The organism is Streptomyces sp. NPDC059456 (assembly GCF_042750055.1).
GTDB lineage: Bacteria > Actinomycetota > Actinomycetes > Streptomycetales > Streptomycetaceae > Streptomyces.
Genome location: NZ_JBHYVA010000223.1, coordinates 1 through 11,647 on the forward strand (window position 1 = coordinate 1; position 11,647 = coordinate 11,647).

9 protein-coding genes are annotated in these 11,647 nt (G+C 74.4%); 7 read left to right on the forward strand and 2 right to left on the reverse strand.

The features are described from left to right. Nucleotides 1-162 precede the first annotated feature (162 nt). The 5 genes from ACFXA3_RS20485 (at nt 163) to ACFXA3_RS20505 (ending at nt 6,429) form a co-directional block, all read left to right on the forward strand. A complete protein-coding gene (locus tag ACFXA3_RS20485; protein WP_385188606.1) occupies nt 163-1,332 on the forward strand; it encodes a glycosyltransferase in 1,170 nt (389 codons plus the stop codon). A 247-nt stretch (nt 1,333-1,579) separates the two neighbouring features. Continuing rightward, entirely contained in the window at nt 1,580-2,098 is a 519-nt protein-coding gene (locus ACFXA3_RS20490) for a DUF6643 family protein (protein ID WP_385188608.1), read from the forward strand. A 55-nt stretch (nt 2,099-2,153) separates the two neighbouring features. Then, on the forward strand, nt 2,154-2,978 hold the full coding sequence (locus tag ACFXA3_RS20495; protein ID WP_385188610.1) for an MOSC domain-containing protein: 825 nt from the start codon (nt 2,154-2,156) through the stop codon (nt 2,976-2,978). Between the two features lie 230 nt (nt 2,979-3,208). Next, nucleotides 3,209-3,829 (forward strand): hypothetical protein, encoded by a 621-nt coding sequence (locus ACFXA3_RS20500; RefSeq protein ID WP_385188612.1) that lies wholly within the window; start codon nt 3,209-3,211, stop codon nt 3,827-3,829. A gap of 131 nt (nt 3,830-3,960) precedes the next feature. Beyond that, nucleotides 3,961-6,429: a right-handed parallel beta-helix repeat-containing protein gene (locus ACFXA3_RS20505; protein ID WP_385188614.1), complete on the forward strand. Its 2,469-nt coding sequence runs from the start codon at nt 3,961-3,963 to the stop codon at nt 6,427-6,429. Here ACFXA3_RS20505 and ACFXA3_RS20510 read toward each other — a convergent pair. After that, on the reverse strand, nt 6,371-8,881 hold the full coding sequence (locus tag ACFXA3_RS20510) for a hypothetical protein (RefSeq protein ID WP_385188621.1): 2,511 nt from the start codon (nt 8,879-8,881) through the stop codon (nt 6,371-6,373). The two genes, ACFXA3_RS20505 and ACFXA3_RS20510, sit on opposite strands and share 59 nt — an antisense overlap. 317 nt (nt 8,882-9,198) lie before the next feature. Between ACFXA3_RS20510 and ACFXA3_RS20515 the strand changes: the two genes are divergently transcribed. Continuing rightward, nucleotides 9,199-9,801, forward strand: coding sequence for an SRPBCC family protein (locus tag ACFXA3_RS20515; RefSeq protein WP_385188616.1), 603 nt, complete (start codon nt 9,199-9,201; stop codon nt 9,799-9,801). Between the two features lie 4 nt (nt 9,802-9,805). Here the strand turns inward: ACFXA3_RS20515 and ACFXA3_RS20520 are convergent, their stop codons facing one another. Further along, nucleotides 9,806-10,942: a PLP-dependent cysteine synthase family protein gene (locus tag ACFXA3_RS20520; RefSeq protein ID WP_385188618.1), complete on the reverse strand. Its 1,137-nt coding sequence runs from the start codon at nt 10,940-10,942 to the stop codon at nt 9,806-9,808. Between the two features lie 198 nt (nt 10,943-11,140). Between ACFXA3_RS20520 and ACFXA3_RS20525 the strand changes: the two genes are divergently transcribed. Further along, the coding region (locus tag ACFXA3_RS20525) for an ATP-binding protein (RefSeq protein WP_385188619.1) at nt 11,141-11,647 on the forward strand (507 nt) is incomplete at its 3' end.

An 11,647-nucleotide genomic window follows, 5' to 3' on the forward strand; every position in this document is an offset into this window, starting at 1 on the left:
GATCCCGCCCGAACACCCCAACGCCGCGTCCGCCGCTCCGCCCAACCACCTCCCGCCCCACCCCACCACCACCCAGCCCCGCCCCCGCCCCCGCCGCCCCGCCGCCCCGCCGCCCCCGCCGGAATGCGCGACACCTCCCGGCGGGTTCGGCAGACTGCGCGCATGGGCCTTCTTTGCGCCGCCTGCGCGTCCCTCGCCGTCTGGATCTGGCTCACGTTCGCCCAGGGCATGTTCTGGCGGACGGACGTGCGGCTGCCGCCGCGGCACGCCCCCGACCGCTGGCCCTCCGTCGCCATCGTCGTCCCGGCCCGGGACGAGGCCGAGGTGCTGCCGTGCAGCCTGCCTTCGCTGATCGCCCAGGACTATCCCGGCGAAGCCGAGGTCATCCTGGTCGACGACGGCAGCACCGACGGGACCGGCGCCCTCGCCCGGCGGCTGGCCCGGGAGCAGCCGGGACTACCCCTCACCGTCGTCTCCCCCGGCGAGCCGGAACCCGGCTGGACCGGGAAGCTGTGGGCGCTGCGCCACGGCATCGCGCTGGCCCGGACCGCGCACGCCACCGAGCCCGAGTACCTCCTCCTCACCGACGCCGACATCGCGCACGAGCCCGACAGCCTGCGCGAGCTGGTCGCCGCCGCGACGAGCTCCGGGCTGGACCTGGTCTCGCAGATGGCCCGGCTCCGTGCCGTCAGCCCGTGGGAGCGGCTCGTCGTGCCGGCCTTCGTGTACTTCTTCGCCCAGCTCTACCCCTTCCGCCGGATCAACCGCCCGACCGGCCGGACCGCCGCCGCGGCCGGCGGGTGCGTCCTGCTGCGGACCGAGACGGCGGTCCGGGCGGGCGTTCCGGATGCGATCCGGCACGCCGTCATCGACGACGTCTCCCTCGCGCGCGCGGTCCGGCGCTCGGGGGGCCGGATCTGGCTGGGGCTCGCGGAGCGGGTGGACAGCGTGCGCCCGTACCCGGCACTCGCTGACCTGTGGCGGATGGTCTCGCGCAGCGCGTACGCGCAACTGCGCCACCAGCCGCTGCTGCTGGCCGGGACGGTGGCCGGGCTGGTGCTCGTCTACCTCGTCCCGCCGGCGGCCCTGCTGGCGGGGCTGGCCGGCGGGCACGCCGTCACCGCATGGGCGGGCGGGCTCGCCTGGCTGCTGATGGCCGGCACGTACCTGCCGATGCTGCGGTACTACCGCCAGCCCGCCGTTCTGGCGCCGCTGCTTCCGCTCACGGCGTTCCTCTACCTGCTGATGACCGTCGACTCGGCGGTCCAGCACTACCGGGGGCGCGGCGCGGCGTGGAAGGGCCGTACCTATGCCCGGCCCAGTGATGCCTGAAACGACAAACCGCCCACCGGGCCGATGTCATCCCAGGTCACCGTCTTGTGACGCTGCGTCAGCAACACATCGGTGCAACACCCGCCCGGTGAGTACGAGTAGGAACAACCAGGGGCGGAAGTGGCGAAAACGTACACGTGAACGCGAAGTGAAGCGTGTGCCTCTGACCTGGGAATATGCAGGTCAGGGCGGTGTTCGTCACACCTCGCTATGGACCCGGTGAAGTCGTGGGCTTAACTTAGGTCCCATGACCTCCCCCCGCTCCACTTATGGCGGCGGTTACTACTCCGCGCCCTCCTTCCCGGACACCCCCATCTACGACTCCCTCGTCGCCGAACGCGGCACTCCGCAGATCGCCCCGATCCGCGTTCCGGCCGCGTACGACTCGCCGAGCGCCGGCTATTCGAGCGGTGGGTACCTCCCGGCACTCGCCTCCTCGCTGCCCGCGCTGCCGGCCGCGCTGCCCCCGGCCGTGCCGCAGCAGCAGCAAGCCCCGGCGTACGGGTATCCGTACCAGCAGGCGGCGCCCGCGCCGATGCCCCTGCAGAACGCGCCCGCCCCGTACATCCCGCAGCAGCAGCCGGCCGTGGCGCGCGCGGGTTACATGCAGCAGGCGCAGCCTCAGCAGCCCCGGCCGGCGGCCATGGGCACCGGGTACGAGGCGATGCGTCCGGCCGCTCCGCGCCCGATGCAGGTTCCGGCTCCGGTTCCGGCCGCCTCGTACGAGGACCCGTACGGCCGCCCGTACCAGGGGCGCGGCTACTGACGGGCCCCCCGGCGCCCGCTGGGGCGTGCACGGGAGCTCCTGGCAGGATGTTCCCATGTCGAACATGTATGTCCAGGCGCTCCACGTCCATCCCGTCAAGTCGGTAGCGGGGACAGCTCCCGACGAGGTGGTCGTGGAGCCCTGGGGTCTGTCCGGGGACCGGCGGTGGGCGCTGGTCGACACCGAGGGCACGGTCATCACCCAACGCCAGCAGCCCCGGCTGGCGTTGGCCGCGGCGCGTCCGCGGGGGGGCGGCGCCGTCGCGCTGTCGGCACCCGGCATGGCCGAGCTGGTCGTGGAGGTGCCGGAGCCGGGTCCGCTGGAGCCGGTCGTCCTGTTCGGCAAGAAGGTCGAGACCGTGGTCGCGGCGGGTGCCGCGGCGGACTGGTTCAGCTCCTACCTGGGGGTGCCGGCGCGGCTGGTGCACCTGGACGACCCCGCCGTGCGTCGGCCCGTCGACCCGGCGTACGCGCTGCCGGGCGAGACGGTGAGCCTCGCGGACGCCTATCCGGTGCTGCTGGCCACCCTGGCGTCGCTGGACGCGCTGAATGCGCTGATCGCGCAGGGGGACCTTCCGGAGGAGGGTCCGCTGCCGATGAACCGTTTCCGTCCGAACATCGTGGTCGCCGGCGCCGGGGCGTGGGCGGAGGACGGCTGGCGGCGCATCGCGATCGGTGACGCCGTCTTCCGCGGTGTCCGGGAGTGCGGGCGCTGCATCGTCACCACGACGGACCAGGCGACGGCGGAGCGCGGCAAGGAACCCCTGAAGACGCTGGCCCGGCACCGGCGCATCGGCAAGTCGCTGGCGTTCGGGCGGCAGCTGGTCCCCGTACAGGTGGGGACGGTACGGGTGGGCGACGAGGTCCGCGTCCTGGAATGACACCTTCGGGGGGCTCTGGACGAACGATGGAACCATGCACCACGGGCGGGCCGTTGGTGCATTCGACAGGTGTGGCGTGAAGGTGCGCGGGATTCGGCTTAGACCACCGGGACCCGTGCGGCGGATCGGGTGCAGGGCTGCCGAACGTCCCGGAATGCGGTTTTCCGGGGCATGCGGAAGGCTTGGACCGCAGGCAGACGGAGACTGGCACAAGTTGGGGGAGCCGGACCGTGTGGACAGCAATGGGTGTGTGGCGTTGGCGGCGCAATCCGCTGCGACGGACGACGGACCTCTTCGAGGCGTGGGTGGCGTTCGCGGCGCTGCTGTGCGTCCTGTTGGTGGCTCCGGCCGTCGGTACGGTCGCGGGCCTGGAGGTGGACGGCACGCTGCAGCGTGCCGCGCGTGAACAGCGGCAGGAGCGGCATCTCGTGCCGGCGGTGGTGGTCCGGCCGGCCGCGGTGGCGCCCGAGGGGCCGGAGGGGTCGCAGGCCGATCCGTCGGCGCAGCGGCAGACCCCGCAGCGTACGCAGATCGTGGCGGCCTGGACGGCGCCCGACGGCAGCAGCCACCAGGGGACGGTGCCGGCGGCGGAGGAACCGCCGCGGGCGGGCGACCGGTTCCGGATATGGACCGATGCGCAGGGCCGGCTGGTCGGGCGTCCGCTGGACGGGTCCTTGGCGAGCGTCCACGCGGCGGTGGTGGGCCTGGCCGCGGCCCTCGGGGCGGCGGCCCTGGTGGAGACGGTCCGCCGGCTGGTCGTACGTAGGCTCATGCACCGTCGGTACATGCGTCTGGACCGTGCGTGGGCGGCGGCGGGACCGGACTGGGGCCGGGCGGGCGCGGGCAGCTGACCTGGCATCTCATCGGCCCCGCGCGCGCTACGGTGGAGCGCCGGAGCCGGGTCGTCGCCACCTCAGGGGCGGCGGCGGTGGTTCCGGTCGCTTCGAGAGCGCGAGTACGAGGGCGGGGGCACGACAGCACCATGGCACAGGGCACGGTCCAGGTGACGCACGGCGGGTCGTCGCGGTGGCGGCGCCGCTCCGGTGAGTATCCGACGTTGGCCGCCGCGCTCGCCGTCGCGGGCGACGGGGACGTGCTGTCCATCGGCCCCGGCACCTACCGGGAGAACCTGGTGCTGGAGCACGCCGTGGTCCTGCGCGGGCCGGAGGGCTCGGTGGGGTCGGTGCGGATCGCCCCGCTGGACGGGGTCGCGCTGACGGTGCGCGCCTCGGCCGTGGTCCAGGACCTGCATCTGGAGGGGCAGGACCGGGCCGCGCCCGCGCTGCTGGTCGAGGAGGGGTCCCCCGAACTCACCGATCTGCGGGTCAGTACCCGGTCGGCGACGGGTATCGAGGTGCGCGGTGGGGCCCGTCCCCTGGTGCGGCGGTGCACGGTGGAGAACCCGACGGGTGTCGGGATCGCCGTGCTGGACGGCGGCGGCGGGGTGTTCGAGGAGTGCGAGGTGGTGGCCGCGGGGCAGACCGGGGTCTCCGTCCGCGGCGGCGGGCGTCCACGTCTGGAGCGCTGCCGGATCCACCACGCCTCGGGGGCGGGCATCGCGGTCACCGGCGAGGGTTCGGGCCTGGAGGCGCTGGGCTGCGAGGTCTACGAGATCAAGGGCGCGGGCGTGCAGATCGCCGCGCGTGCGGCGGCCCGCCTCACCGACTGCGCGGTGCACCGCACGTCGGCGGACGGGGTCACCCTCGACACGGACGCGGTGCTCACCCTCGCCGGCTGCGACATCCACGACATCCCGGAGAACGCGGTGGACCTGCGGTCGCGTTCGGTGCTCACGCTCAGCCGCACCACGGTCCGCCGGTTCGGCCGCAACGGCCTGTCGGTGTGGGATCCGGGGACCCGGGTGGATGCCGAGTCCTGCGAGATCCACGACAGCACGGGCGACTATCCGGCGGTGTGGATCAGTGACGGGGCGACCGCCTCGCTGAACTCCTGCCGGGTCCACGACGTGCCGGACGCGGTGTTCGTCCTGGACCGGGGTTCGCGCGCCGACGTCGTCGACAGCGACCTGTCGCAGGTGCGGAACACGGCCGTCTCGGTCAGCGACGGGGCGACCGCTCAGGTCGACGACTGCCGGATCCGGGAGGCGGCGACCGGGGCCTGGTTCCGCGACCACGGCAGCGGCGGCACCCTCGCCAACTGCACGATCGACGCGGTCCAGACGGGGGTGATCGTCACCAAGGGCGCCGATCCCGTTCTGGAGCGGTGCACGGTCAGCTCCCCGTCCGAAGCGGGCTTCTACGTGTCGGCGGGCGGCCGCGGGAGCTTCCGGTCCTGCCGGGTGACGGGGAGTTCCGGTTTCGGCTTCCACGTCCTCGACGGCTGCCGCACCACGCTGACCCGCTGCCACACCGAGCGCTGTGCGCGCGGGGGGTACGAGTTCGCCGAGGACGGCCCGGTCGCCGAGGAGTGCACCGGCGACGAGTCGGGGTCGCGGCTCGCCGACCGGTCGGTCCCGGCCGGCGCGCCCCCCGGTGAGCGGGCGGGCATCCGTACGGGCAGCGCGGCGGGCACGGTCGGCGCGGTCCAGGGCCCGGGGGCGCAGTCTGAGCGGGTGCCGGCTCCGCGCCCCGTGGAGGGGGCGGAGCAGGGGTCGTCGCAGGCGCGCGGCTCCGGCGAGGTGCTGGGCCAGCTCGACGCACTGGTGGGCCTGGAGAGCGTCAAGCGCGAGGTGCGGGCGCTCACCGACATGATCGAGGTGGGCCGGCGGCGGCAGCAGGCGGGACTCAAGGCCGCTTCGGTCCGCCGCCACCTGGTCTTCACCGGCTCCCCGGGCACGGGCAAGACGACGGTGGCCCGGCTGTACGGGGAGATCCTCGCCTCCCTCGGGGTCCTGGAGCGCGGCCATCTGGTGGAGGTCTCCCGCGTGGACCTGGTCGGCGAGCACATCGGCTCCACGGCGATCCGTACGCAGGAGGCGTTCGAGCGGGCCCGCGGCGGGGTCCTGTTCATCGACGAGGCGTACGCGCTGGCACCGGAGGACTCGGGCCGGGACTTCGGCCGCGAGGCGATCGACACCCTCGTGAAGCTGATGGAGGACCACCGGGACGCGGTGGTGGTGATCGTCGCCGGGTACACGGAGGAGATGGACCGCTTCCTGACCGTCAATCCGGGGGTGGCTTCGCGGTTCTCCCGGACCATCACCTTCGGCGACTACGGGCCGCCGGAACTGCTGCGGATCGTGGAGCAGCAGGCGGAGGAGCACGAGTACCGGCTCGGGGAGGGCACCGCCGAGGCGCTGCTGACGTACTTCACCGAGCTGCCCAAGGGCCCGGCGTTCGGCAACGGCCGTACGGCACGGCAGACGTTCGAGTCGATGGTCGAACGGCATGCGGGCCGGGTGGCGCAGCTGGCGGACCCGGGCACGGACGAGCTCACCCTGCTGTTCCCGGCGGATCTTCCGGCCCTTCCGGCGCTGCCGGCTCCTTGCTGACCCTCGGGGCCGGTACGGCGCGCGGGCCGGACCGGCCGCGGCGGGCGGGTCCGGCCAGCCGGGCGAGCAGGGCGTCGCGTTCGGCGGCGAAGGCCGGGTCGGCCTGGTAGTCGAAGTGGCCGAGGATCGGCGCGGGCAGCGGGTGGCGGGCGCTGCGCCCGTAGGCCAGCGGGTCGGCGAGCGGCCCCCGGTCCACGGAACCGGCCGGGGCGTGAGGGGCTGGAGGGACGGGAGGGCCCGCCGGGTCGGCCAGATCGGGAGGGGCGGGAGCGCCGGGATCAATGGGGGCGCCGGGCACGGCCGCCGATGCGGCCGGTCCGGCCGGCGCCGCGGGGTCGCCGGCGTCGTGGAGGACCGGGCCGCCGATCGGGTCGGTGGCCCGCCAGAGGTTGCGCCAGCAGTCGACGTCCCCGTGCAGCGCGCCGAGCGGCCCCGGGCCGAAGTACGCGGGGAACCAGCGCCCGTAGAGCCGCCGGAGCGGGGAGCCGTACGTGAGCAGGGCGACCCGGCGGCGGACCTGGGGCGGCAGCTGCCAGACGGCGGCGGCCGCGAGGACGCTGCCCTGGGAGTGGCCGGAGATCACCAGGCGGCCGCCGGTGCGGCCGGTCCAGCCGGTCATCCGCCAGGTCAGGTCGGGGACGGCGCGCTCGGCGTAGCAGGGCGGAGCGAACGGGTGGGCTGCGCGCGGCCAGAACGTGCCGACGTCCCACAGCACGCCGATGGTGCGGCGGGCTGCGGGGTCCCGGTAGGCGCGGCGGCCCCAGGTGACGAACGCGGCGATGCCGAGGCCGATCAGCCAGGACCCGGTGTCCTGTGCGGCGCGGGCGGCGTCCGCCAGCAGCGGGTGGGCGCCGCGGGCGGCCTCGCCCGGGACCCGGCCGCTGAGCCAGGCTCCGGCGAGGGCGCCCGCGCCGAGCAGCAGTGTGATCCCGGAGACGGCGGCCACGAACCAGGGTGCGGAGTCGGTGAGCGCGGCGGCGGCCCGGGCCCCGGCGATCCGGCGGCTGCGGTCCTCGTCGGGCGGCTCCCCCGGGTACTCGGCGGCCACGGTGGCCGCGATCCGGCGCCGGGCGCGGACTCCGCGCACCGCGAACCAGGCGGCGAGCAGGGCCAGTACGAGGAGCAGCGGGGGCAGTACGGCGGCCTGCCAGGACAGCAGCACGGGCGGTGCGGGCACCGGGACCCGGGCCGCCGAGGGGGTGCCGCCGCCGTCGAGCCAGTCGGCGACGCGCTGGGCGACGCCGCCGGACATGACCCCGCCGAGGGCGCAGCCGAGCATGGCGATGGCGGGGCCGCCGAGGCCGTGCAGGGCGCTCGCCGGGTCGGGGGCCAGCCGGTACAGGCGGGCGGCGACGACGCCGAGGAGCAGGACGCAGCAGCCTTGGCCGAGCATGAGCACGCCGAACACGAAATCCCCGGGGAGCCGCCCGGCGGAGGTCCAGCCGGGGCGCGACCAGCCGGCGTACAGCAGGACGGCCGCGAGCAGGGCGAGGGCGGCGCCGGGCAGCAGGGTGACGGCGGCCCGGTCGAGGGCGTGGTCGGGGCGGGCTTCGGTGCGGCCGCGCCGGCAGACGACCCAGGCGACGGCGACGCCCCCGGCGGCGAGCAGGACCTCCAGCACCCAGCCGAGCAGGTCGAGCACGGGGGCGGCGGCACTGCGGTCGTAGCGGGCGGTGGGTGCGGCGACGGCGGCCGCGACGGTGAGCAGTCCGGCGGCGGTGTGGGCGGCGCGCAGCCGGGCCACGATGCGCCGTCCGTACCAGAATCCGGGCCGGCCGAGCGCGGGCGCGCCCTCCCCGGCCGGGGCGGGGACGGCTGCGCCCGCGGGCGGCGGCTGGGATTCGTACGCGCTCCAGGTGCGGTTCGACAGGAACCACAGCAACCCGGTCAGTGCGGCCGGGACCAGCGCTCCGAGCACGAGGCGCCGTCCGGGCTGGCCCCACCAGCCGCCGGGCTCCAGGAACCCGAGCCAGGAGCGGGAGCCGGTGCAGGCCCTGTCGCCCGCGCACTGCCAGGCGAGGAGGTCGAGCGCCACCTCGCAGGCGGCCGCGATCAGCAGCAGGGTGAGGCTGAGCGCGAGGACCCGTACGAGGACCCCGTACGTGCGCACCGCGCGCGGCGCCGGTCCGGTGGCGGGCTCGGCCGGGCGGGCCCAGTGGGCGAGGTTGACCACCATGAAGGGCAGGAGCAGCAGCCACAGGGCGCGGGAGCCGTTGCCGGAGGTGAGCCGGGACCAGCAGTAGGCCTCGACGACGGGCCGGCCGGCGTACCACTCGGGGTGGGCCTCGGCGTCTGCGTCCGCGGCGCGGCGGAACACGGCGGCGGTGGAGTCCCCGGTGATGCGGACGGTGCGCGGATCGCCGAGCAGCTCGTCGGGGGGTGCGCCGTGCACTCCGTGCACGCGGAGTTCGAGGGCCAGGGGGCGTGGGGGTGTGAGGAGTTCGAGGGCCAGGGGATGCGGGGGCTGGGGGGTGTCCGGCACGGCGGCCTCCGCTCGCGGGGCGGGATCAGCGCGCGTCCAGCATCCCGCGCGGCACGCCGCGTGCCTAGGCCCCCTCCGGGCGATCTTCCGGGCCGGTGCCGCAGTGGCGGGGGCCGTGGCCGAGGGGACGCGGCGGCGGTCCGCGGCGGGAGCCGTGGTGAGAGCGGTGGGAGCTGCGGTGAGGGCCGCCACGCGGGGCGGCGGCGGACATCTGACGAGCCGCCAGCTAGGGTACGCGCACCGCATGCGCACATGCGTTCCGTCGTACACCCCCAGGAGGGACCGCCATGGCTCGCCGACTCCGCCCGGTGGGGCTGGACTTCATCGAGGACGCCCCGATCCGCCTGACCTTCACCGCACGGACGGCGGCGGGACCGGAGGCCGTGTACCGGGCCCTGGCCGAGGACGTCGCGGGGTGGCCCCGGTGGTTCGGGGCGGTGACCCTGGCCCGGCCGACGCACGGCGGCGCGGGGCGGGAGGTCCGGCTGGTCGGAGGGACCCGCTTCCAGGAGACGATCATGGCGGCGGATCCGGAGCGCCGCTACGCGTACCGGGTCGACGAGACCAACGCGCCCGGAGTGCGCGCCCTGTTGGAGGAGTGGCTCCTGCGCCCCGCCGAACCGCTCCCCGGCTCCGGCACGGACCCCGGAACCGGCACGGGCACGGACTCCGGAGCCGGCTCCGGCACGGGCCCCGGAACCGGCACGGACACGGGCTCCGGAGCCGGGGTCGGCGCCGGCACCCTCGTCCGCTGGACCTTCGCGGCGGACGGCCCGGCCCTGTTCCGGCTCGCCCTCGCCGGTGCGCGCCCGGGCCTGGGCCACTCGTTCCGCTCGGCCGTCCGGGCCCTGGACGCCCGCCTGTCGTCCGGCCGGCCGGACGGCCGGTAGCGGGTCAGGCCGCGGGTTCGCGCCAGACGCCGGTCGCCAGCAGGGTGTCGAGGGTCTGCGCGTACGGGGCGATGTCCAGGCCCTGCGCGGCCAGCCATTCGTCCGAGTAGTACTTGTCCAGGTAGCGGTCGCCCGGGTCGCACAGCAGCGTCACCACGCTGCCCTTGCGCCCCTCGGCCACCATCTCCGAGATGATCTTCAGTGCGCTCCACACGCCCGTTCCGGTGGAGCCGCCCGCCTTGCGCCCTATGGCCTGTTCCAGCGCCCGGCACGCGGCGACGCTCGCCGCGTCCGGCACCTTCATCATCCGGTCGATGGCGCCCGGCACGAAGCTCGGCTCCATCCGCGGCCGGCCGATGCCCTCGATACGGGAGCCGCAATCGCTGCTCGCGTGCGGGTCGTTGTTGGTCCAGCCGTCGAAGAAGCAGGAGTTCTCCGGGTCGGGGACGCACACGCGGGTGTCGTGCTGCATGTAGTGCACGTACCGCGCGATGGTCGCGGACGTGCCGCCGGTGCCGGCGGTCGCCACGATCCACGCGGGCTCGGGGTAACGCTCCAGGCGCAGTTGCTGGTACATGGATTCGGCGATGTTGTTGTTCCCGCGCCAGTCCGTGGCCCGCTCCGCGTACGTGAACTGGTCCATGTAGTGCCCGCCGGTGCGCGCGGCGAGTTCGGCCGACTCCTCGTACATCTTCATCGGGTCGTCCACGAAGTGGCATTCACCGCCGTGGAATTCGATGAGCCGGCACTTCTCCGGGCTGGTCGTACGCGGCATGACGGCGATGAACGGGACGCCGACGAGCTTCGCGAAGTACGCCTCGGAGACGGCGGTCGAGCCGGACGAGGCCTCGATGACCGGGCGGCCGGGGCGGATCCAGCCGTTGCACAGGGCGTACAGGAAGAGCGAGCGGGCGAGGCGGTGCTTGAGGGAGCCCGTCGGGTGCGTGGATTCGTCCTTGAGGTAGAGGTCGATGCCCCATTCCTCGGGGAGCGGGAAGCGCAGCAGGTGGGTGTCGGCCGAACGGTTGGCGTCGGCCTGGACCTTGCGGACGGCTTCCTTCAGCCAGGCGCGGTAGTCCGCGTCGCTACGGTCGACGTCGACGGTCGTAGCCGTAGTACCGGAGGTACGGGTGGTGCTCATGCGCCTTGCTCCTTCTTGCGGTTTCTCGCCCCCTGCTTTCGCAATGTACCTCCCTCACCTGCGCAAACAGTCACTTTGGGTATCCATGCGGATCGCTTTCGATCGCGTTCGGTTGCATACACGGGCACCGTGGGTGACCCTGGTGGAGCATTACCGAGGGTGCAGCACCCGTAACACTCATGTCGGGGAGTCGCAGCCGTGATCAGTCATTCACGCAGGCACTGCGTAGTCGAACTGCAGGCCTTGCCGTCCCGGATCGGACAGATCCGAAGGATCGTTTCAGCGCAATTGCGCCACTGGCAGCTGGACCCGCTCATAGACCGGGCTGCGCTCGGCGTGACGGAGCTGCTCAGCAACGTCCACCGCCACGCGCAGCCGGACAAGACGTGCACCGTCGAGATCGAGCTGCGGCTGGGGCGGCTGACGGTTTCGGTGTACGACAGCGATCCGCGGCTTCCCGTCCTGCGGGAGGCGGCCGCGGACGCGCTGGAGACCTGCGGGCGCGGGCTGGCGCTGGTCGCGGCGGTCAGCGAGGCCTGGGGCGCACGGAACCAGGACGACACCCCCGGCAAGGTGGTGTGGTTCTCGCTCCGCGCGGCCCCGGCGGCGCAGCGCCCGACCGGCAACGGATCCAGACCCGTACGGGAGCCCGCGCCGACGGTGGTCGTCGCCGTGGACCCGGGCGCCGTCCCGACGGCGATGCCG